This window comes from Agromyces protaetiae (assembly GCF_030866785.1).
Taxonomy (GTDB): domain Bacteria; phylum Actinomycetota; class Actinomycetes; order Actinomycetales; family Microbacteriaceae; genus Agromyces; species Agromyces silvae.
The window spans coordinates 212,125-234,171 of the sequence record NZ_CP133018.1 but is presented as its reverse complement, the minus strand read 5'-3'; the positions used below and the strand labels follow the sequence as shown (position 1 = coordinate 234,171).

Here is a 22,047-nt window from a genome sequence, read left to right as displayed (position 1 = left end):
CCTGAGCAAGGGATTCAGGATGCCGCGGCGTGTGTGCGGTGCGCGCTGACCGGAGACGCACGCCGCGTCAATGGGGCTCACGGGCGCGCGCCGCGGGTCTACGGTGACGCTATGCGGCAGTCGAGGGGGCGAGGCGCGGGCACGACGGCCTGCGCGCGGGCCCGGCTGGCCGCGATCGCCGCGATCGCAACGACGTTCGCGCTCGCCGGCTGCGCGCCGCTCTCGCAGACGATGACGGATGCCGCGGCCCAGGGCCGCTCTGCCGTCGAGACCGCGAGCCTCGCGCTCGAGCTCGAGCAGGACGGCCGGTCGATCTTCGGCCTCACCGCGACGGCGTTCGACGACGCCCAGCGCGAGCTCGGCGACGCCGTGGCGACGGTCGACGAGGCGGATGTCTCGACCGAGGCGGACCGCGCACTGCGCACCGCGACCGCCGACGCGCTGCGCGACGGCATCGACGCGGTGAACGCCGCACGCGAAAGCCTCGAAGGTGTCACGGACCCGGACGAGGTCGCCGAGGCGCTCGACGAGGCATCCGCGCAGCTCGACGCGCTCGTGACGGCGGGCGGCGGCTGATGACCGGTCGGCAGGCGGGCGCGAAGGCGGGCGCGAAGGCGGGCGCGAAGGCGCCCGCGTCCGGCGGGAGGTCGGGCGGGCTGAAGCTCTTCGCCGTCGCGCTCGGTATCCTCACCGCCATCGGCGGGTTCGTCGACATCGGCGACCTCGTGACGAACGCCGTCGTGGGCTCCCGCTTCGGGCTCGGGCTGGTGTGGGTCGTGATCGTCGGCGTCATCGGCATCTGCGTGTACGCGCAGATGGCGGGCAGGGTCGCGGCCGTGAGCGGACGAGCGACGTTCGAGATCATCCGCGAACGGCTCGGGCCGCGCGCCGCGCTCGCGAACCTGGCGGGCTCGTTCTTCATCAACCTGCTCACCGTGACCGCCGAGGTCGGCGGCATCGCGCTGACGCTGCAGCTCGCCTCGAGCCTGCCGCCGGCGCTCTGGATCCCGCTCGCCGCGTTCGGCGTGTGGATCGCGGTCTGGCGGGCGAAGTTCTCGTTCTTGGAGAACATCACCGGCCTGCTGGGGCTGTCACTGACGGTGTTCGTCGTCGCGCTCTTCCTGCTGCAGCCCGACTGGGCCGGTCTCGGCGGCCAGCTCGTGCCGCACGTGCCGCAGGGTGAGACGGCCGGCACCTACTTCTTCTACGCGGTCGCGCTCTTCGGCGCGGCGATGACGCCCTACGAGGTGTTCTTCTTCTCGTCGGGCGCGATCGAGGACGGCTGGACGACGAAGGATCTCTCCCAGTCGCGAGCGAACGTGCTCGTCGGCTTCCCGCTCGGCGGGCTGCTCTCGATCGCGATCGCCGCGTGCGCGGCCGTCGTGCTGCTGCCCCGCGACATCGAGGTGACGAGCCTGTCGCAGGTGGTGCTGCCGATCGCCGACGCCGGGGGCGTGCTGTTGCTCTGCTTCGTGCTCGTCGGCGTGCTCGCAGCGACGTTCGGCGCCGCGCTCGAGACCACGCTGTCGTCGGGGTACACGCTCGCCCAGTTCTTCGGCTGGTCGTGGGGCAAGTTCCGGCGGCCGGCGGATGCCTCGCGCTTTCACCTGTCGATGATCGTGTGCCTCATCGTGGCCGGCGGCATCCTCGCGACCGGCGTCGATCCGATCGCGGTGACCGAGTTCTCGGTCGTGTTCTCGGCGGTCGCGCTGCCGCTGACGTACCTGCCGATCCTGCTCATCGCGAACGACCGGCAGTACATGGGCGATCAGGTGAACGGGCGGGGCATGAACGCGATCGCGCTGATCTATCTGGTGATCATCCTGATCGCGTCGCTTGCGGCGATCCCGCTCATGATCGCGACGGGGGCGGGCGCATGAGCGCGCGGGGCCGCGGGCGGGGCGCGGACGGCGAGCGGATGCCCCGGCCGGAGCCGCCGGCCGCCGGTCAGGTGCTCGACGCCGCGCTGCACCTGCTCGACCGGCAGGTGCTCGACCGCGACGGCACGCCCATCACGACGGTCGACGACGTGGAGCTGACCGATGTGCCCTTCGGCGAGCCCATCGACCACGACGCGCCCGCACCCGTGATCACGGACATCCTCACCGGGCCGGTGCTCGCCACCCGGATCTTCGGCGGCCGCCCGCCGGCATCGCGGTGGCAGCGCATCCCGTGGCGTCTCGTCACCGAGGTCGGCGTCGTGGTGCGGCTCGGCAGCGTCGGCACGGGGCTCGATGCCGCGTGGACCGAACGGTGGGTGCGCGACCGGATCATCCGCCGCATCCCGGGAGGCCGCCATGATCCTGGGTGATCTGCTCGGCCTGCCGGTGCGCGACGCCCGCGGCGAGCGTCTCGGATTCGTGATCGACGTGCGGTTCGTCATCGACGGCGTGCCGCGGGTGCCGCTCGCCGACGCCCGGCTCGCGGGGTTCGTCGTGTCGCCGCGGACGAGGTCGTCGTACTGGGGCTACGAGCGCACCGAGGAGACCCGCCCGGCCGTGATCGCGCGATTCCTGGCCTGGCGCCATCGCGGCACGTTCCTGGTGCCGTGGTCGTCGGTCGCCCGCCTCGAGCCGGACGCCGTGCACCTGCTCCCCGACCATGAGGCCCTCGACCCCGCCCTCTAGCCTCCCTCGCGCCGCCCCGCCCGTGCGTTGGATGACGGATAGTGGGTCGGAGCGCGCTCGCGCGCGTCTTCCTTCCCACCCACCGATCTCTCACCCACTTTTCGACTTCCATCGCGGAACGAGGAGGCCGGGTGGCGAACTCACCCGAGAGCGAGAGCGAGAGCGAGGACGAGGGTGGCCCGCGGCGGCGCCCCGAGCGGCGGCGGGGCCAGGGAGGCGGGGCCAGGCGGGCCGGGTGGGGCGAACCGGGTGGGGCGCGGGTGGGCGGGTCAGCGGGGGGCGAAGGCGGCGTCGAAGAGGGTACGGGCGCGAGCCGCGACCGCACGGCGGTCCGAGGCGTCGGTGCGTGAGGCGAGGCCGGCGAGCATGGTCACGACGAGCAGCACGTCGGCGGTCTCGATCTGCTCGCCCACACGGCCGGCGGCCTGGCCGCGCTCGAGCGCGGCGCCGGCGATGCGTTCGAGCCGCCCGCCGAGGTGCGTCACGCGTTCGTCGTCTCGGTTCATCCAGATCAGGTCGATCAGCGCGGTCGAGACGACCGCCTGTTCGATGAGCGCGTCGAGCAGGTCGTCGAGCGTCGCGTCGGGCGCGGCGACGGATGCCTCGAGCTGGTCGAGGTTCTCATCGAACACCGCGAGGGCGAGCGACAACCGATCGGGGAAGTGCCGGTACAGGCTGCCCTGCCCGACGCCCGCGCGCTTCGCGACGGCATTGAAGGGCGCCTGCAGGCCGTCGGTGGCGAACACCTCGCGCCCTGCGGCGATGAGGGCGCGGCGGTTGGCGGGCCCGGCGCTCGGCCCTCGATTCGCCTTGCGGCCCGCGGATGCGGTCTTCCCCGGATCAGGCACGGGTGCTAGCGTACTACCGGACATCGATGTCCGGAGTAGCTGATCCCAGAGAGGCATCCGCATGAGCGACCCGAAGACCCTCACCGGCGACGACTCGATCAAGACCTGGCTCGAGCACCCGGTCGGCGGCCCGATCATCCGCGAACTGCTCGCCCAGGCCGGGCAGAGCCCCGACGTGCTGCGGCCGGTCAGCCGGCTCGCGCTCAAACGGCTCGTGAAGCTGAGCAAGGGCCAGTTCAGCCAGGAGATGGTGGACCAGCTCGTCGCCCGCGCCGCGGCGGGGGATGTGCCCGCCCCAGGAGCGACCGCCGAGGCCCCCGAGCCCGCGTCCGAAGCACCCGAGGGCACCGCCGTGCATACGCCCGCCGTCGCGCCGCTGCCCGAATGGACCGAGCGCATCGACCAGGGCCGATTCGCCGGGACGACGATCATCGTGACCGGCGCCGGATCGGGCATCGGCCGCGCGACCGCATCGCGCATCGCGCGCGAGGGCGGCCGGGTGATCGCGGTGGATGTCTCGCAGGAACGCCTCGACGAGTTCGCGGCCGAGCATGCCGGTGCCGCCATCGTGACGCTCGTGGCCGACATCACCGACGACACCAAGGTCGCGGAGATCGTGGCCGCGGCGGGCGGACGCATCGACGGGCTGGCGAACATCGCCGGGATCATGGACGACATGACGCCGATCGGTGAGCTGAGCGATGCGGTCTGGAAGCGCGTGTTCGCCGTGAACGTGGACGGCACGATGAAGCTCATGCGTGCGGTCGTTCCGGTCATGCTCGCCCAGGGCAAGGGCTCGATCGTGAACACCGCCTCGGAGGCCGCACTCCGCGGCTCCGCCGCGGGCGTCGCCTACACCGCCTCGAAGCACGCGGTGGTGGGCCTCACGAAGTCGACCGCGTTCATGTACGGTCCGAGCGGGCTCAGGGTGAACGCCGTCGCGCCCGGCCCGACGATCACCAACATCGAGGCGACCTTCGCGTCCCCGCTCGGCGCCGAGCGCGTGCGTCAGGCCATGGCCATCCTGCCGGACGCGGCGGAGGCCGAGGCGCTCGCGGCCTCGATCACCTTCCTGCTCTCGGACGACGGCGTGAACATCAACGGCGTGGTGCTCGCCTCGGACGGCGGCTGGTCGGCGACCTGATCCGGGCCGCTCAGATCTCGCGGTCTCTGAGCGGGCCCGTGCTGCCCCGCACCACGAACTCCACCGGGGGCAGGTGCACCTCGTCGGGCTCGCGCGACTCCACGAGCGCCACGAGGGTCCGCGCGCAGGCCCGGCCCCATTCGACGACACTCTGGCGCACGGTCGTGAGTGGCGGCACGACGTACGGGGCGATCGGGATGTCGTCGAAGCCCACGATCGAAAGATCTGCCGGCACGCGCATGCCGCGATCGGTCGCGACCGACATGCCCGCGATCGCCATCAGGTCGTTGGCATACACGATCGCGGTCGGCGGCTGAGACAGGTCGAGGAGCTCATGGGTCGCGCGAGCTCCTGAGGCGCCGGTGAAGTCGGCGACCACGACCGGGCCCGGCTCGAGGCCGAGCTGCGACAGCTCGTCGGCCCACGCCCGACGGCGCACGTCGGAGTGCACGTAGCTGGGATCGCCCGCGACGTGGGCGATGCGCCGGTGCCCGAGCGCGGAGAGGTGACGGACGGCGCGCCGCACGCCGGCCGCGTCGTCCAGCCCGATCGGAGGAAGGCCGTCCGCCATGGGCGCCGCAGGCCCCACAAGGACCGACGGCAGACCGAGCTGGGCGAGCTCGCTCGGACGTTCGTCGTCGGTACGCAGGTCGGTGAGGAAGACTCCGTCGACGCGGGATTCATGCGCGAACCGGATGTAGGCCGCGTGCTCGGACTCCTCGTCTTGCACGACTTGGAGCACCAGCGCATAGTCCGCTTTGGACAGACCGCTTTCGACGCCCGCGACGAACTGCGGAAAGAAGGGGTCGGTGCTGATCAGCTCGGGTTCGCGCCGGATGACGAGCCCGAGGGCCTGCGCCCGGCTCCGCGAGAGCGCTCGCGCCCGCGCGTCGGGGCGCCAGTCGAGTTCGCGAGCCGCCTCGAGGATCCGGCCGCGAGCCGCCTCGCCGACACCGGGGCGACCGTTGAAGACGAACGAGACCGCGCTCTTGGACACCCGCGCCCGGGCGGCGACGTCTCCGATCGTGACCCGACGCTCGCGGGCGTCGTGCTTCTGGGCGGGCACGATGGGCGATGCCGGGGCGGCGACATCGTGCTGGTCGGGGTGCGGGGCTTCCACGCCCTGATCATAGCGCGCGTTTAGGCCAGATTTAGTAATCCGGTTCGCTCGTTGCGACTCATCGAGAATCACAAGCGCACCGGGGACCCATCGGTCGAGATTGACGTCTTGTGTTCAAACCGGTTTACTTACTCGAGCACCCACCTGATCGACGTCGATCGACGTCCAGACCGCAAGGCGAACGTGGCATGACCTCTCTTCTCGACCGCGGCACCCGGTCGCCTGCTCCCGGCGCCGACCCCGCCGGCGCGCGGCCCGGTCCCACCCGGCCTGCGGGCCGGCGCCTGCAGCGCTGGCTCGGCGAGAACCCGCTCGGCATGCTGCTCAGCGCGCCGTACACGGCATTCGTCATCGTGGTGTTCCTCGTGCCGTTCGGGTTCGGCGTGTGGATGTCGCTGCATGACTTCTTCTTCACCGCGCCGGGCGTGGAGGTCCCGCATCCGTTCGTCGGACTGGAGAACTTCCAGCAGGTGCTCTCGGACCCGGCGGTCGGCCAGGCGTTCCTCAATCTCCTGATCTTCCTCGTCATCAACGTGCCGCTGACCGTCGTCCTCGGCCTGCTGCTCTCGACCGCCCTCGACTCGGTCGTGCACTGGAAGGGCTTCTTCCGGGTCTCGTACTACATCCCGTACGTCACCGCATCGGTCGCCACGCTCGCGGTCTGGATCTTCGTGTTCAGCGGCAACGGCGTGCTGAACTCGGTGCTGGGCGAGCTCGCGCCATCCCCGTCGTGGCTGGCCAATCGCGAGCTCATCATGCCCCTGATCGCGGTGTACGTGACCTGGAAGAACCTGGGGTTCTACGTGCTGCTGTATCTCGCCGCGCTGCAGAACGTCCCGAAGGAGCTGCACGAGGCTGCCGAGATCGACGGCGCGACCACGTGGCAGCGGTTTCGCACCGTGACGTTCCCCGGTGTGCGGCCCGTCACGTCGTTGGTGATCCTGCTGACGATCATCACCACCGGACAGCTCTTCACCGAGCCGTACCTGCTCACCGGCGGCGGCCCGAACGGCGCCTCGATGACGCCGGCACTGCTCATGTACCAGAAGGGCATCCAGCAGGGGCAGCCCGATATCGCGGCAGCGATCGGCATGCTCCTGGTGCTCGGCGTGATGATCCTGTCGCTGGTCTCCCGCCGGATCACGGAGAGGAAGAACTGATGGCCGTCACCACCTCCGCGCGGGCAGGCCGCCGCGCCGAGCGAACCGGATCGGGTACGCCGCGCCGGGGCGGCCGCGCGCTCGCCGCGTTCCGTTTCGGGCTGTTGATCGTCGGAGCGTTCCTCGCGCTCGTGCCGTTCTATTACATGATCATCGGCGCGCTGCAGGCCGAGCGCGACACCAGCTTCCTCGGCCTGCTGCCGCTACCGGGCAACCTCACGCTGAACAACTTCGCCGAGGTCAACGACTCGATCGACCTGCTCGGCTCACTGCTGAACTCGTTCATCATGACCGCGGGGGTCGTGGGCTGCACGCTCGTGTTCGGGCTGCTCGTCGGGTACGCGCTGTCGGTCCTGTCGTTCCGCGGCCAAGGACTCGTGTTCGCCCTCGTGCTGCTCGTCCAGGCGATCCCGTTCCAGCTGCTGATGATCCCGCTGTACGTCATGGTCGTCCGGTACTTCAACCTCGCGGACAACTACATCGGCATGATCCTCCCGTTCGCCATCAACTCGGTCGCGGTCCTGATCTTCCGCCAGTACTTCCTGCAGATCCCGCGCGACGTGTTCGATGCCGCGCGCATCGACGGCGCGAGCGAACTGCGCATCCTCGTCTCGATCGCAGTGCCGCTCGTGCGCCCGGCGGTGCTCACCGCCATGCTCGTCACCTTCATCGGCCCATGGAACGAGTTCCTGTGGCCGTTCCTCGTGACGAAGAACGCGTCAATGCAGCCGCTCGCGGTGAGCCTGGCCAACTTCTCGCAGTCGAACGGCAACTTCCTGGACAACCCGATGGGCGCCGTCCTCGCCGGGGCCTGCGTACTCGCGGTCCCTGCGGTCGTGCTGTTCCTGCTCTTCCAGCGGCACTTCACCTCCGCGAACCTCGGCTCAGCCATCAAGGGCTGAACCGTGCCGGCACCTTCCGGCGCCGGCGACGTCCCACTTTCGATTCCCAAGGCAAGGTCATGACCCAGGCACACCCCGCTGTTCCCCGCACCGCCGTCCCGTACACTCTGCGCCGCCTCGGGACGATCATGTCGGCCGAACCCGGCAACCCGCTCGAGGCCGAGGGCGTGCTCAACCCCGGGACGGCGTGGGGACCCGACGGCGAGTTGTACCTCTACCCGCGCATCGTCGCGGCAGGCAACGTCTCGCGCATCGCGCGGGCGCGGGTCGTCGTCGAAGAGGGCGTCCCGGTCGCGGTCGAGCGACTCGACGTCGTGCTCGCACCGGACGAGGGCTGGGAGTACGGGCGTCAGAACGCGGGGGTCGAGGACCCGCGGATCACCTTCGTCGAACCGCTCGGCGTCCATGTCATGACCTACGTCGCGTACGGCCCACTCGGGCCCAAGCCGGCACTCGCGGTCTCGCGCGACACGGTGGACTGGCGTCGCCTGGGCCCGATCCGGTTCGCGTACCAGCCGGAGCTCGATCTCGACCTGAACCTGTTCCCCAACAAGGACATCGTGTTCTTCCCCGAGGCCGTGCCGGGGCCCGACGGCCGGCCGACGCTCGCGCTCCTGCACCGTCCGATGTGGGATCTCGACTGGTTGCGTCCGGGTGAGGGTGCGCGCACGCCCGCCGGCATCGACGACGACCGGCCCTCGATCTGGATCGGCTACGTGGACCTCGAGGCGGCGACGCGCGACCTGTCGGCTCTGACCCTCGTCGAGCGTTCCGAGATGATCGCGGCCCCCGAGATGGCCTACGAGGAGGCGAAGATCGGCGGCGGTCCTGCGCCGCTCCGAGTGCCCGAGGGCTGGCTCATCGTCCATCACGGGGTATCCGGCGCGAAGCCGAAGGGCTTCGAGCTCGCCCACGGCAGCCGGTACACCGCCGGAGCGATGCTCCTGGCTGTGGACGATCCGCGCCGGGTGCTCGCGCGCACACCCGAGCCGCTGCTCGTGCCCGAGACCGAGAACGAGCTGCAGGGCACGCTCGGCAACGTGGTGTTCCCGACCGCGATCGAGGAGATCGCCGGCCGTCACTTCGTCTTCTACGGTATGGCCGACTCCTCGATCGGCGTCGCCGAGCTCGCCCGTCACGACCGCTGACGTGAGCGGATCGCTCACCGCCCTGCGGCGTGTGGTGAAGGCGTACGACATTCGTGGGATCGTGCCCGCCGAGCTCGACGAGCGCCTCGTGCACGCCGTCGGCGCGGCCTTCGTCGAAATGACCGTCCGCCCGCTCGCCGGCGCGGCCGCGCCTCGCGTCGTCGTCGCGCGCGACATGCGCGACAGCGGCCCCGCCCTCGTCGCGGCGTTCGTCGACGGCGCGCGCACCGCCGGCGCCGATGTGCTCGATGCCGGCCGGTGCTCGACCGACGAACTCTATTTCGCCTCGGGACACCTCGCCGCGGCCGGCGCGATGTTCACGGCGAGCCATAACCCGGCACGGTACAACGGCATCAAGCTGTGCCTCCCGGGCGCGCGGCCCGTGGGCGAGGACACCGGATTGCGCGCGATCGAGTCGCGCGCGGCCGAACTCCTCGACGGTGCCCCGATCGCCGCATCGCCGGCCGGTTCGCTCGATCGCATCGACGTGCTGCGTGCGTACGCCGAACGGCTGCGATCGCTCGTGGATCTGACGCGCGGGCGGCGGCTGCGTGTCGTGATCGACGCGGGCAACGGCATGGCCGGGCTCACGGTACCCGCCGTGCTGGGCTCGGACGCCGGTCTCGTGCACCTTCCGCTCGAGATCGCACCCCTGTACTTCGAACCGGACGGCACGTTCCCGAACCACGAGGCGAATCCGCTCGTGCCCGCGAACACCGCGGCGCTGCAGGCCGAGGTCGTGCGTCGCGGCGCAGACCTCGGCCTCGCGTTCGACGGAGACGCCGACCGCTGCTTCGTCGTCGACGAGCTCGGCCGGCGGGTCGACCCCTCCGTCATCACCGCGCTGGTGGGACTGCGCGAGGCACGCCGGGTCGCCGACCTCGGGGAGGTGCCGGTCGTGCTGTACAACGCGATCAGCTCGCGTGCCGTGCCCGAGCTGCTTGGAGCGCAGGGTGCACATTCGGTGCGCACCAGAGTCGGGCACTCCTTCATCAAGTCGCTCATGGCCTCTGAGGACGCCGTCTTCGGAGGCGAGCACAGCGGGCACTTCTACTTCCGCGACTTCTTCGGTGCCGACTCAGGGCTCCTCGCCGCGATGCATGTGCTCGCGGCGCTCGCCGAGCAGCGGACGCCGCTGTCGGAGCTCGTCGCGACGCTCGACCCGTATGTGCGGTCGGGCGAGATCGATGTCCCCGCCGATGACGTCGCGGGTGCCCAGCGCGCCGTGCTCGACGTGCTCAGCCGCTCCGCCGGACCTGACGCGCTGGAGATCGACCGGCTCGACGGCCTCACGGTCTCGCACTGGCACCGAAACGATCGCTGGTGGGTCAACGTCCGCCCGTCGAACACCGAACCCCTCCTGCGGGTGAACATCGAAGGCGAGCACGCCGCGATGGTGCAGCGGCTGCGCGACCTCGTGCTCGCCGCGATCGGCGACGGCACGCCGTAACCACATTAGGCGCCGCGAGGACATCCCGACCCGAGCTCGCACACGCTTCACCATGGGACGGCCGGTTCCCGGGCCGATACACCGAAAGGAAGGGCCAGGCCGATCGGCCTGGCCCTTCCGGTTCACAAGGTCTTCGGTCAGCCCTCCGCGCGACGACGGCGAAGGATCATGACCGCCGCACCGACGAGCAGGAGGAGCACGGCGCCGCCCGCGGCCCAGCTCAGGCCGGCGACATCGATGCCGGTCCGTGCGAGGTCGCCGTCGCGGTCACCCGACGAGCCGCCGCCGGGGCCGGACCCGTCGCCGGGGCCGTCACCGGGGCCCGGCCCCGGCCCGGGCCCGGGATCGACGTCGGCCGGACTGATCTGCACACGAGCCGACGCGACGTCCGTTCCATCCAGCATGACGACGACCGTGTGCTCGCCGGCGACGGTGTCGGCCGCGATCGTCGCGTCCAGCGAGAAGGCACCTTGTGCATCGGTGATGGCCGCGCCGAGCGCTTGCGGCGTCGACCGCAGCTCGACGTCGTATTCGGTCTCGGCGGTGAAACCCCGACCGCTCACGGTGATCTCGCCGCCGGCCTTCAGCACTCCGTCCACCGATACGGTCGGCAGCACGGGCGTCCCGTCGACGACCTCGACCTCTACCCCGGCCGACGGCTCCGACCAGCCCACCTCGTTCTCGGCCCGCACCGTGACGGTGTAGGTGCCGGGCGCGAGACCCGGGACATCCACCGACAGCGTCGCCGAGTCGACCGACAGGACCGACTCGCCCACCGTCACCTCGTAGCCCGTGAGCGGCGCGCCGCCATCGGTCTCGGGTGCCGACCAGACGACGTGCACGGTGCCGCCGGAGGCGGACGCGGCCACGTCGCGCGGTGCCGACGGGGCGGTGATCTCGGGCTCGGGCTCGATCACGACGAGGCCGTCGAGCGCCGCGGCGAGCGCCGTGGCCCGCTCGTCGATCATGCTCTGCGAGGCGTCCGCGGCCTGAAGCACCGCCTTGGCGGCTTCGAGCGCCGGAAGCAGCGGAGCCCAGCTGGCCGGCGTGTAGTGCCTGCTGTCGAGCGTATCGGCCCGTTCGACCAGCTCCACGAGCTCGGCCGTGTCGACCGCAAGGGTGAGCTGACACCACGCGAACTCGTCGCCGTTGCCGTGCGTGACGAGCACCGGGGTGGTTCCGGCGTCGCCGGTGGCGACGTCGAACTCGATCCGGCCGTCGTCGCCGACCCGCGGGTCGCCGGTGACGCTCACCACGCTCGCATCCAGCGGGAACGCCGCGAACGTGTCATCCGCATCGAGCGGCTGGATGGATGCCGCGAGCACCGCCGAGCTGTTGCGCTCCGCCGTCACAGGCGAGGCCACACAGCCGAGGTTGTATCCGCCGTAGACCTCGAACTCGAAGATCGAGACCCCGTACTGCGTGACCGGCAGACCGATCACGCGCACGTACTGCACCTCCGCGCCCGCGAAGTCGACCACGTTCTTCAGCTCGGCAGACGTCTTCTGCACGCGGGCGAGCTCCTGCCAGGTCTCGCCGTCGAGCGAGCCCTCGATCCGGTAGTCGTTCGAGGTCGCCGCCTCCCAGGTCACCACCGCCTGGTTGATGGTCCGCACGCCCTCGAGGTCGACCTGGAGCCAGCGTTCCGTGGTGTACGGGGCGTTCTGGCGGTTGGACGACCACCGAGTGGTCAGGTTGCCGTCGTTCGCGTTCGCGGCGCTCGCCGTCGGGTTGTAGGTCGAGTCGGCGACGATCGGACGTCCCAGGGCGAGGTTCTCCCGACCGGCCGGTGTCGTCGGTGCGTTCGCGATGCCGTCGTCGGCGAAGACCTCGAACTCCCAGAGCGACACCCCGTACTGGGTGGTGCTGCGCTGGACGGCCTGCATCCGCACGTACCGTGCCTCCTCGTCGACGCTGACGATGTCGCTGCCGCCATCGCTGCCCGCGCCGGACGTGCGGTAGGCGTCACGCCAGCTACTGCCGTCGTCCGAGACCTGGATCGCGTATTGACGAGCGAAGGACGCCTCCCACCAGAGCCGGACCGTGCGGAGCGGCTGCACCGAACCCAGATCGATCTGCACCCAGGCGCTGTCGGAGTTGTTCGCGCTCCAGCGGGTGTCCATGGCGCCGTCGGTGACGCTGCCGGCGGAGGTGCCGCCCGACGCGCTGACCGCGCGTCCGAGCGCGACGTTGACGCTGGCGTCGACCTCGAACTCCTGCACGGCGTAGCCGTTGCCGTTCGCGCTCTCGACCATGAGCAGTCGGACGTACGTGGCCGCCACCGGTGCGACGTCGAGACGGACCTCGCCGCCGGTACCGTCCTGCGTGAACCGCTGATCGGTCCACGTCACGCCGTCCCTGGACGTCTGCAGCAGGTAGCGCGAAGCGGGCTCGTCGCCCCAGGCGATCGTGACGCCGGTGAGGAACGCGCCGGCCCCGATCTCCTTCTGCAGCCAACTGGTTCCATCCCCGGCGGACCGCCAGTCGGTGCCGTGGTCGCCGTCGCCGGCCAGCGCGGCTCCGTGGCCGTCCTGCGCGTCGCTCGCCTGGTACGCGGCGTGCTCGCCGGACTCGAACGGCACCAGCTGCGCGGTGACCGTCTTGCCGAGGTTCGCCCCCACACCGAGGCCGAACGTGGCACGCGCGGAGGTGTCGGCTCCCGTGAGCGACACGTGGACGACGGCACCGGGCTGGCTCGGGTTCGCGACGCTGGCCACCGGTGCCTCGCCGGACTCGTCGAGGATGACGAGACTCGGCTGACTCACCTCGAGCACGCGGCCGCCACCGAGGTCGAGCGCGCCGGCCTGGTAGAAGGTCGCCATCGTACGGCGCAGCTCGGGGTGGCGCACCGCCTGGACGCTCGTGTCGTTCCTCAGGACCTCGACCGCCGGGTCGGCGGCGTAGGCCTCGACCTCGCCGGGCTCCGCGCCGGGGAGCACGATGTACTCGTAGCCGGCGTCGGCCGGCCGCACTCCGTGGTCGTAGTACAGCGTGAACGCCTGGCGGGTCACAGGGTCCTCGCCGAGCCAGCTGCCGGTCTGGTCGGCGTTGGAGACCTTCAGCGCCCCGTCAGCGGGGAACACGTAGCCGACCTCGTCGTTGTACGCCCATCCGGCATCGTCGATGGCGGACGATGCGGTGCCCACCGAGACGGGCTCGCCGTCGACCGAGGCATTGGCCTTGGCGACCGCCTGGTTCACGGTCGTGTGCACGGCGGCGTCGGACGTCGACTCGATGCCCGCCCCGAGCGCGACCATCTCGTCGTCGAACGAGAACGTGCTCTTCTTCGCCTTCGTCGCGGCGCGATCGAGCGAGTAGACGGTCGCACCGTAGGTGCCGTCGGACACGCCACCCGTGAAGCTGCCGCCGTTGCCGGTGGTGCCGCGCGTCTGCTCCTTGACATACGGCGCGGTCACGCCCGGGTAGTGGAACCAGTCGAACGTCGGTCCGAGATCGAGGTACTCGCGGTTGTTGACCTGGATCGCGGTCGCACTGGCCGAGTTCCACACGATCTCATTGCCGATCTCGGGCCGGAACGTCGAACGGTACTCGCTGCCGCGAGTGCGGCTCGAGTTGAGCCTCGTGAAGATGCCGTAGTCCTCGCGCAGGTGCGCGGCGAACTCGGATCGCCAGAAATACTTGTTCCCGGTCACCCCGTTGGTGCGGGTCTCGCCCATGACGCTGTCGAGCAGCGCCTGGTACGACGTCGAGTACAGCGCGTCCGTGCGCACCATGCGCTGCAGGGGCTCGATGAACTCCGACGCGTGGCTCGTAACCCCGCTGATCGTCTTCGGCGCCCGGTAGTTCAGGTAGAGCATGCCGATCTCGCCGCGGATCATCCACCGCGTCCCGGAGATGATGTAGAACGCGATCGCGTCGAGCTGGTCGCGCGAGAACGCGAGACCCGTGCCGCGAGCGACGTCCGCCCAGAGGGCCGTGTAGGTGAACAGCACCATGCCGTAGCCCTCGCTGTACAGCTGGGCGCCGTGCGCCCAGAAGCTCGCGTCGGGCTGCACGGCCTCGCGCACCTCGCCCGAGTGGTCGACCTGCACGGTCTGCACCATCGTGGCGAAGCCCGCCTCGATGGCGGTCAGATCGCCCGTCGACACGGCCTCCATGAGGAAGTTGTGCGTGCGCCACGAACCGTTCGCACCCACGGGGTCGAGCTTGCCGGTGTTGTGCTTCAGGCTGATGTCGAGGGCGTCCTGGCTCAGCACGTCGCCGAGGAAGATCGAGATGCGGCCCATCGCGATCGACTCGCCGATCTCGGTCTCCCACCAGTTGGTGTTCCCGGGATCGGCGACATCCCAGTGCCGGAGCGCCTGCTCGACGCTCGCGAGCACCTCGGGGCGCTCGAAGCCGGGTGCCGCCGGGTCGCGATAGGCCTGCGCCAGCGCGAGCATGCGGTAGAGCGCGATGTACGCGGACCACGTTCGACCGTTCGCCGAACTCGTGCGGTCGGTGTAGTCGACATCGGCCCACGACCCATCGGGCTGCTGGGATTCCACGTACTCGAGCGCCTCGGAAGTACGTGCCAGGTAGATGCCGTTCGCGATGATGATCTCGTCGCCCTGCCCCAGGTAGTACTCCTGCAGACGCGAGTTGATCGTCTGCACGTCATCCTCGGGCGTCGCGGCGGACGCCGGGGTCACGGCGAATCCGGTGACGCCGATCACGAGTGCGACGGCGAACGCGAGCAGGCTTTTGATCCGTCTCATGTACGTGGCTCCTTTGCCGATGCTGAACGAGTGCGCGCGAGTTCGTTGCGCGGCGCGCGACGCGGGCGGCGCGCGCCGCGAGGGGAGGTCCCGCACGGCGCGCGCTCGATTCACTCCTGAGACGCGAGGGTGTCGATCTTGTCCGCCGCCGCCTGCATGACCTCGGCGAGGTCGCCCTGACCGGACTGCACCGCCTCGCTCCACGCGTCGCGGAAGGTCTGCCAGATCTCGGTCGCGTTCGCGATGTTCGGCACGTCGACCGTGAGCGGGACCTCGAGCGAGAAGGTCTCGAGCAACGGGTTCGCCGCCAGGTAGTCGCCCGCGACCTCCGAGATGTCGGTGCGGATCGGGAACTGACCCGTCGTCTCGAGGAGCGCGAGGTCGTTGTCCGCGTCCATCGAGAACTTCACGAAGTCCCAGGCCGTCTGCTGGTGCTCGCACGACGTGTAGAGGCCGACGTTCTTGGAGTCGCCGAACGTGTAGGTCTCATCGATCGTCTTGCCCTCGGCCGTCGGCAGCGGCACGACCCCGTACTCGACCTTGCCGTCGAACGCTCCGGCACCCCACGGTCCGGCGATGCCCATGGCCGCGACGCCGTCGGCGAAGGGGCCGGCCCAGGCGTCGCCGCTGTAGGCCTCGGCCGAGGCGTACCCGTCGGCGTAGAGCGCCTTCCAGAACTCCAGGGTCTGCAGACCCTCATCGCTCGTGAAGGTGGCCTGGCCATCGCTGACGAGCTGGACCCCACCGGAGTTGGCGAGGAAGAACGGGTAGAAGTCGAACAGCGCGTTCGTGTAGTCGCTCGATGCGGGCGGGTAGAGCGCGAAGTCCGCGGCGCCCGCGTCCTTGATCGCCTTCGCCGCGGCCAGCACGTCGTCGTACGTCTCGAGTGCGGGGTTCTCGGCATCGAGACCGGCCTGCGCGAACACGTCCTTGTTGTAGTAGAGCATGAAGGGGTTGGCCTTCCACGGCACCTGGTACAGGTCGCCGTCGGGCGACCTGAAGCCGTCCGCCGCGTCACCCGAACGCTCGGTGACGAACGACTCGCCGTCGTCGAACGTCGTGGAGATGTTCACGAGCCCGCCCTGCTTCTGGAAGCCGGGCACCGCAGCAGGCGCGGTGTTGTAGACGAGGCACGGAGTGTTGCCGGCCGTGATCGCCGCCGAGATGGCGTCCTCGGAGGACTTTCCCGCAGGGATCGCCTCGGCCGTCACCTCCTCATCGGGGTGCTCGGCGTTCCACGCCTCGACGACCGCCTCAGCCCACTCGATCTCCTGCTCGTTGGTCGAGTACCAGATCTTGATCGGGCCCGACGTGAGCTCGGAACCGCCGCCCCCCTGGGACCCGGCGGAACTGCATCCGGCCAGCGCGAGCGAGCCGGCGACGATGGCCACTGCTGCGGCACCTACAGAACGCTTCATTGCGCGAAACTCCTTCGAATGAAGGCTGCCCACGTCAGCCTCCTGCGGTGTGTATGGGGCGATCACTTCGACGGGTCATGCCGTACCGACGTGCGTCCGGGGGCGACGCTGCCGATACTCCGCCGGGACGGAACGCGTCTAGTAAACCGGTTCTGAAGCACACTGTCAAATGCCGATCAGCGGGTCGAGTCCATGGATAGGCGGGTGCCGGGGAGCGTGCTGATCAGCATGGAAGACCGCGAAGCCTCCGCTGAAACCGTGCATCGCTAAATCGGTAAATCACCGGCTCCCGCCGCTCGGTCGGTGGTCCGTGCCAAGCTGGGCGCATGTGCGGAAGATTCGTCGTCTCGCAGAAGGTCACCGATCTGACCGACGTCTTCGACGCGGAAGACGACTTCCCCGAGTGGGAACCGAGGTTCAGCCTCGCGCCGACCGACGTCGTGCCCATCGTGCGTGAGCGCGCGAAATCCGACACGGGCGAGTTCGTGCGACGACTCGAGCCCGCGGTGTGGAACTTCCACCCGTCGTTCATGCGCGACTCCAAGCGGCCGCAGTTCAACACGCGCATCGAGACGGTCGCGACGAACGGACTCTGGAAGGGCGCGTTCGCCTCGGGCCGGTGCATCGTGCCCATGCGCGGCTACTACGAGTGGACCGGCGAGCCCGGCTCCAAGCGCGCGCACTTCCTGCACGGGCCGGACGACGTGCTGGCCGCGGCGGGCATCGCCACCGCGCGCAAGCTCGACGACGGCTCCTGGCAGGTGTCCACCTCGATCATCACGCGCGAGGCGCGCGACGCGAGCGGCGAGATCCACGACCGCATGCCGGTCTACCTCCCGCTCGACCAGATCGACCACTATCTCGACCCGGCGAAGCTCGACGCGGGCGGCATGGCCGCGATGGTCGAGTTCCTGCACGAGGCATCCGACCGGGTCGCACCGACCATCAGCGAGTACGAGGTCGACCCGCGCGTGAACAGCCAGCGTCGCATCGACCCGCAGGACCCGACGCTCATCGACCCGCTGGAAGGCGGCGCATGACCGGGCGACCGCGCGCCGCGCCCGCCGACCTCGACGAGGTGCTCGGCTAGCCCCCGAGCCCGAGCGACGGCACGTCGCCGTCCCAGGTCATGGCTGCGGTGTGCACTCGCCGGCCGAGGAACGCGTCATCCCACGCGTGGAACACGAAGACGTCCCCGTCGTCGGTGCGGACGACGTCCTGCCCACCCGGCCCGTGCAACGCCCCTCCCAGGTCATCGGTCGACAGGAACGGCTCATCGTCCTTCGTCCAGGGTCCGGCGAGCGCGGTCGCAGTCGCGTGCCCGACCGCGTACGCGTCGCCGCCGTAGTCGTTCGCCGAGTACCAGAGGTGGTACACCCCGTCGCGCACCACCATCGTCGGCGCCTCGACGAGATCGCCCTCCCACGGCAGGGTCTGCATGATGAGGCGCGTGGGTTCCCCCGCAAGCGCCAGGCCGTCGGCCGAGAGCGGCGCGGCGCTGATCCAGGTGTCGAGCCCGCAACAGTTGCCGTCGTTCTTCCAGAGCAGGTACGGAGTGCCGTCCGCGTCGACGAAGGTCGAGGCGTCGATCGCACCGCCCTCGTCCGCCGGGCAGACCAGCATGCCCTCCCCGACCACGGTGAAGGGCCCTTCGGGTGAGGTCGCGGTCGCCACCCCGATGCACTGCCGCGCCGGCGAGAAGTTCGTGGCCGTGAAGTACATCACGTACTGCCCGTCCGCGATCTCGGTCACCTCGGGCGCCCAGGTCTTGCCCGGGATGACCCAGTTCGGCAGATCGGGCAGCGGGTCCTCGGCGAGCAACTCCCACTCCTGGAGATCGTCCGACACGGCGGCCTGGACGTTCCGGCCGTTGCCGTTCGTCGCGTAGAGCCAGTAGCGGCCGTCGGCGGAGAGCACATCCGGGTCGGGGAAGTCACGGTCGATCACCGGCTCGAACGGCGAAGGTTCGGCCGAGGCATCCGTCGCCGCCTCGGTCGCCGGCGGACCGCCGGGGCCGGCGCACCCGGCCAGCCCGCCCGCGATCGCCGCCGTGAGCGCCGCGCCCGCCGCGGCGAGCGCGTTGCCCGGCCGCCTCACCCCTTCAGCCCCGAACGGGACACGCCTTCGATGATGAACCGCTGCAGGAACATGAAGAGGATCAGCACCGGCACGCTCGCGATCACGGCGCCCGCCATGAGCAGGTCGTACCGCACGGCGTTCGCCGACTGCAGCGTGCTGAGTCCCGCGGGCAGCGTCTGCACGTCGGCGCTGAACAGCACGTACACGGGCCAGAGGAAGTCGTTCCAGTTGGTGAGGAACGCGAGCAACGCGAGGGTCGCCATCGCCGGACGCGAGAGCGGCAGGATGACTCGGAGGAAGGTGTCCCACCGGTTCGCCCCGTCGATGAGCGCGGCCTCCTCGAGCTCCGCAGGCAGGCTCAGGAAGAACTGGCGCATGAAGAACACACCGAACGCCGACGCGGCGGTCGGGATGATGATCGCCACCAGGGTGTTCAACCAGCCGAGGTTGGACACGATGAGGTAGTTCGGGATGATCAGGATCACCGGGGGGATCAGCAGCGTGGCGATGACCATGCCGAACACGACGCCTCGACCGCGGAACCGCATGCGTGCGAGCGGGTAGGCCGCGAGCGATGCGGTGACGACCACGAGGATGGCGTGCAGCGTCGCCGCGACGAGGCTGTTCAGGAACCAGACGAAGACCGGCGTCCCGGTGCCGGGGGCCAGGATGGTCTCGTAGGCCTGCGTCGTGAACGGGTCCGGGATCCACGACGGCGGGACACCGGCCGCGTCGCCGCGGGTCTTGAACGACGTGACGATCATGAAGATGATCGGGCTGACGTAGATCAGCGCGATGATCCCCAGCAGCACGTAGCGCACCGGGCGGACCCACCGGTGCCGGAGCGGGTCAGCGCCGCGCGGGGCGACAGCCGGGTTCGCGGTGGTCTTCGGATCGACGGTGACGGTCATCGCGTCGCCCCTCCCTTCACGATCGCCGCGGCCCCCGCGGGAATCTCGGCGGCGACGGGCGAGTCGTCCTGCTCGCCCTTCTCGCGCCGCTCGCGGAACAGCCAGAACACGATCACGCTGATCAGCATCAGGAAGAAGGTGAGGACGTAACTCATCGCCGCAGCGTCGCCCATCTGGAAGTTCCGGAGCCCGGTCTCGGCGATCTGGTAGATCGCCGTGCGTGTCTCACGCCCGGGCGCCCCCTGGGTGATGATGTACGACTGCCCGAACATGTTGGCCGACGCGATGAGCGTGTTGATGGTCACGAAGGTCAGGATCGGGCGCAGCCCGGGAAGGGTCACCGCCCGGAATCGCTGCCACGCATTGGCGCCGTCCATCTCGGCGGCCTCGTACAGCTCGGCCGGGATGTCCTGCAACGCGGCCAGGTAGATGACGGCGTTGAAGCCCAGCGTCCACCAGACGGTCACGCCGACCAGCGCGACCCACGCGGCGGGCAGCGAGGTCGTCCACGCCGTGTCGTCGGGAAGCCCGAACAGCCCGAGGTAGAAGTTCACGAGCCCGATGTTGTTGTCGAGCAGGTACCGCCACATGAGGCCGACCACCGCGACGCCGAGGACGTACGGTGCGAAGTACACGGCGCGGAAGAAGTTCCGTCCTGGGAACTTCTGGTTCATCAGCAATGCGACCAGCAGCGGCAGCACGAGCAGCAGCGGCACGCTGAACAGGGTGAAGATGCCGGTCGCACGCATGGACGTCCAGAACGAGCCGCCGTTCACGGACGCGGGGTCGAACAGGTCGGTGTAGTTCTCAGCGCCGACGAACGGCTGGTTCGGCAGCGTGTAGTCCCAGTCGTGCAGGCTCATCCAGATGCCGAAGACCGACGGCGCCACCACAAAGACGATGAACAGCACCAGGTAGGGGGCGAGGAAGAGCCAGGGGGTGAACGGCTTCTGCCTGGCCGGGTCGGCGTCGCGCCGGCCGACGACGCGTGAACGTGCCGCCCTACCGGGCGCCTCCGCGGTGGAGGCGCCCGGACGGGTGTCGATGCTCATGGTCAGCCGCCGAACCGCTCGGCGTTCTCTTCCATGAGCTTGGTCGCACGGTCGGCTTCACGGGTGAGCGCCTCTTCGGCCGACGCCTTCCCGAGGATCGCGTCGGACACGGCGAGCTCGAGCGTCTCGGCCTGCACCGGGCCGAGACCGGGAACCGGCGGCAGGAACCGCATGGAGTCGATCTGTTCGGCGATCGGGGCTTGGACGGTGCCGTCGAGCACGCCGCTGTCGCGCACCGACTGACGCGCCGGGATCATGCCCGCCTGCGCCCACTCGCCCGAGTTCTCGCTCATCCACGCGATGAAGACCTTCGCGGCGTTCTGCTTGTCGGCATCGGGTGAGGCCTGACGCGGCAGGAAGAAGTTGTGCGAGTTCGCCCACACCGCCTCGTCGGAGCCGATCGTCGGCACCGGCGCCGCCGCGAACGGCAGGCCGGACTCGGTCAGGTCGTTGATCTGCCAGATGCCGTCCCACGTGATCGACGTCTCGCCGTTCTTGAAGGCGACGTACTGGGCGTCGATCGCGACGTCGGACGGGCTGTACCCCTGGTCGACCATCGAACGCATCCAGGTCAGCGCTTCGACGCCCTCCGGCGAATCGAAGGTGGCCTCGGTGCCGTCCTCGGCGTACGGCTCGCCGCCGTTCTGCCAGAGCAGCGACAGGTCCATCAGGTGCCCGGGCCAGAGGGCCGGCATCCAGAACGGCGTGTCGAAGCCCGCGGCCTTGAGCTTGGCGAGCGCATCCTCGAACGAGGCCGCATCGGCGGGCGGCTCGGTGATGCCCGCCGCGGCGAAGTGGTCGGTGTTGTAGTACATGGCCAGGGAGTGGACGTCGAGCGGGATGCCGTACCGCGCGTCGTTGTACACGCCGGCGTCCCAGACCTCCTGCGTGAAGTCGTCGGCCGAGAGATCGAGCTCCTCGGCGAGGTCGTCGACGGGCACGATCACATTGCGCGCCGCCATCGTCGAGAGCTGGTCGAGGTGCATGACGCCGACGTCGGGGCCTTCGCCCGCCGTGACCGCCGCGGGCAGCTTCTGGTAGAAGTCCGACCACTCCTGGGTCGTGTTCTCGATCTTGATGTTCTCGTGTTCGGTCATGAACTCGTCGACCATCTGCTGCATGAACGGACCGTCGCCGCCCGTGAAGCCGTTCCAGTACTGCAGCGTCACCTCGGGCCCGTCGTACTCGCCGGTGAATTCACCGCCGGCCTGCCCGCCCTGCTGGCCGCCGCTGCAGCCGGCCAGCACCAGGGCGCCTGCCGCGGCGATCGCCGCAGTCTGCGCGATCCGCGTGAACCGTAGCCTCTTGCTCACTGATCGTCCTCCTCGTTGAAAACGTGTCCGACGCGCTGGGCGCGGACCGATCGTCGCAGCAGCGCGGCGATTCCAGCGATGGTACAGCGCTGTAAACTGATTGTCGAGGGGGTATCGTGACGACCTGGCGATCGACGCGACACCTAGAATCGTGCCG

General features: G+C 69.8%; 18 protein-coding genes. 10 read left to right on the top strand and 8 right to left on the bottom strand.

Going from position 1 to position 22,047, the window contains the following annotated elements; genetic code table 11:
• The first annotated feature begins 111 nt into the window (after positions 1 to 111).
• The 4 genes from QU602_RS01125 to QU602_RS01110 are packed head-to-tail and all read left to right on the top strand — an operon-like array spanning position 112 to position 2,627.
• On the top strand, positions 112 to 576 hold the full coding sequence (locus QU602_RS01125) for a hypothetical protein (RefSeq protein ID WP_308798292.1): 465 nt from the start codon (positions 112 to 114) through the stop codon (positions 574 to 576).
• Positions 576 to 1,880, top strand: coding sequence for an NRAMP family divalent metal transporter (locus QU602_RS01120; protein WP_373692862.1), 1,305 nt, complete (start codon positions 576 to 578; stop codon positions 1,878 to 1,880). Before QU602_RS01125 ends, QU602_RS01120 begins: the two co-directional genes overlap by 1 nt.
• Entirely contained in the window at positions 1,877 to 2,311 is a 435-nt protein-coding gene (locus QU602_RS01115) for a hypothetical protein (protein ID WP_308798290.1), read from the top strand. Before QU602_RS01120 ends, QU602_RS01115 begins: the two co-directional genes overlap by 4 nt.
• Positions 2,298 to 2,627: a PRC-barrel domain-containing protein gene (locus QU602_RS01110; RefSeq protein ID WP_308798289.1), complete on the top strand. Its 330-nt coding sequence runs from the start codon at positions 2,298 to 2,300 to the stop codon at positions 2,625 to 2,627. Before QU602_RS01115 ends, QU602_RS01110 begins: the two co-directional genes overlap by 14 nt.
• A 269-nt stretch (positions 2,628 to 2,896) precedes the next feature.
• Here QU602_RS01110 and QU602_RS01105 read toward each other — a convergent pair whose 3' ends face one another.
• The gene (locus QU602_RS01105; protein WP_308798288.1) at positions 2,897 to 3,475 is read right to left on the bottom strand and encodes a TetR/AcrR family transcriptional regulator; all 579 of its coding nucleotides are present in this window, start codon (positions 3,473 to 3,475) and stop codon (positions 2,897 to 2,899) included.
• 61 nt (positions 3,476 to 3,536) lie between these two features.
• Here QU602_RS01105 and QU602_RS01100 point away from each other — a divergent pair, with 61 nt between their 5' ends.
• A complete protein-coding gene (locus tag QU602_RS01100) occupies positions 3,537 to 4,619 on the top strand; it encodes an SDR family NAD(P)-dependent oxidoreductase (RefSeq protein WP_308798287.1) in 1,083 nt (360 codons plus the stop codon).
• 10 nt (positions 4,620 to 4,629) lie between these two features.
• Here QU602_RS01100 and QU602_RS01095 read toward each other — a convergent pair whose 3' ends face one another.
• Positions 4,630 to 5,739: a LacI family DNA-binding transcriptional regulator gene (locus tag QU602_RS01095; RefSeq protein WP_308798286.1), complete on the bottom strand. Its 1,110-nt coding sequence runs from the start codon at positions 5,737 to 5,739 to the stop codon at positions 4,630 to 4,632.
• Positions 5,740 to 5,927: 188 nt separating this feature from the next.
• Here QU602_RS01095 and QU602_RS01090 point away from each other — a divergent pair, with 188 nt between their 5' ends.
• Genes QU602_RS01090 through manB form a run of 4 tightly spaced genes read left to right on the top strand, consistent with a single transcriptional unit; the run spans position 5,928 to position 10,399 of the window.
• Positions 5,928 to 6,899 carry a carbohydrate ABC transporter permease gene (locus tag QU602_RS01090; RefSeq protein WP_308798285.1) on the top strand — a complete coding sequence of 324 codons (972 nt, stop codon included), beginning with the start codon at positions 5,928 to 5,930 and terminating at the stop codon, positions 6,897 to 6,899.
• On the top strand, positions 6,899 to 7,801 hold the full coding sequence (locus QU602_RS01085; RefSeq protein ID WP_308798284.1) for a carbohydrate ABC transporter permease: 903 nt from the start codon (positions 6,899 to 6,901) through the stop codon (positions 7,799 to 7,801). The genes QU602_RS01090 and QU602_RS01085 overlap by 1 nt, the downstream gene beginning before the upstream one ends.
• 59 nt (positions 7,802 to 7,860) lie before the next feature.
• On the top strand, positions 7,861 to 8,949 hold the full coding sequence (locus QU602_RS01080; RefSeq protein ID WP_308798282.1) for a glycoside hydrolase family 130 protein: 1,089 nt from the start codon (positions 7,861 to 7,863) through the stop codon (positions 8,947 to 8,949).
• A gap of 1 nt (position 8,950) precedes the next feature.
• On the top strand, positions 8,951 to 10,399 hold the full coding sequence (gene manB / locus QU602_RS01075) for a phosphohexomutase domain-containing protein (protein ID WP_308798281.1): 1,449 nt from the start codon (positions 8,951 to 8,953) through the stop codon (positions 10,397 to 10,399).
• A gap of 137 nt (positions 10,400 to 10,536) precedes the next feature.
• Here the strand turns inward: manB and QU602_RS01070 are convergent, their stop codons facing one another.
• Positions 10,537 to 15,117, bottom strand: coding sequence for a polysaccharide lyase family 8 super-sandwich domain-containing protein (locus QU602_RS01070; protein ID WP_308798280.1), 4,581 nt, complete (start codon positions 15,115 to 15,117; stop codon positions 10,537 to 10,539).
• A gap of 110 nt (positions 15,118 to 15,227) precedes the next feature.
• On the bottom strand, positions 15,228 to 16,535 hold the full coding sequence (locus QU602_RS01065) for an ABC transporter substrate-binding protein (protein ID WP_308798279.1): 1,308 nt from the start codon (positions 16,533 to 16,535) through the stop codon (positions 15,228 to 15,230).
• Between the two features lie 326 nt (positions 16,536 to 16,861).
• Here QU602_RS01065 and QU602_RS01060 point away from each other — a divergent pair, with 326 nt between their 5' ends.
• Positions 16,862 to 17,575 carry an SOS response-associated peptidase gene (locus QU602_RS01060; protein WP_308798278.1) on the top strand — a complete coding sequence of 238 codons (714 nt, stop codon included), beginning with the start codon at positions 16,862 to 16,864 and terminating at the stop codon, positions 17,573 to 17,575.
• Positions 17,576 to 17,621: 46 nt separating this feature from the next.
• Here QU602_RS01060 and QU602_RS01055 read toward each other — a convergent pair whose 3' ends face one another.
• Genes QU602_RS01055 through QU602_RS01040 form a run of 4 tightly spaced genes read right to left on the bottom strand, consistent with a single transcriptional unit; the run spans position 17,622 to position 21,890 of the window.
• Positions 17,622 to 18,632, bottom strand: coding sequence for a glycoside hydrolase family 43 protein (locus QU602_RS01055; protein ID WP_308798277.1), 1,011 nt, complete (start codon positions 18,630 to 18,632; stop codon positions 17,622 to 17,624).
• A complete protein-coding gene (locus tag QU602_RS01050; RefSeq protein WP_308798276.1) occupies positions 18,629 to 19,525 on the bottom strand; it encodes a carbohydrate ABC transporter permease in 897 nt (298 codons plus the stop codon). The genes QU602_RS01055 and QU602_RS01050 overlap by 4 nt, the downstream gene beginning before the upstream one ends.
• Positions 19,522 to 20,577 carry a carbohydrate ABC transporter permease gene (locus QU602_RS01045; RefSeq protein WP_308798274.1) on the bottom strand — a complete coding sequence of 352 codons (1,056 nt, stop codon included), beginning with the start codon at positions 20,575 to 20,577 and terminating at the stop codon, positions 19,522 to 19,524. The genes QU602_RS01050 and QU602_RS01045 overlap by 4 nt, the downstream gene beginning before the upstream one ends.
• A gap of 2 nt (positions 20,578 to 20,579) precedes the next feature.
• Positions 20,580 to 21,890 carry an ABC transporter substrate-binding protein gene (locus QU602_RS01040; RefSeq protein ID WP_308798272.1) on the bottom strand — a complete coding sequence of 437 codons (1,311 nt, stop codon included), beginning with the start codon at positions 21,888 to 21,890 and terminating at the stop codon, positions 20,580 to 20,582.
• Positions 21,891 to 22,047 lie beyond the last annotated feature (157 nt).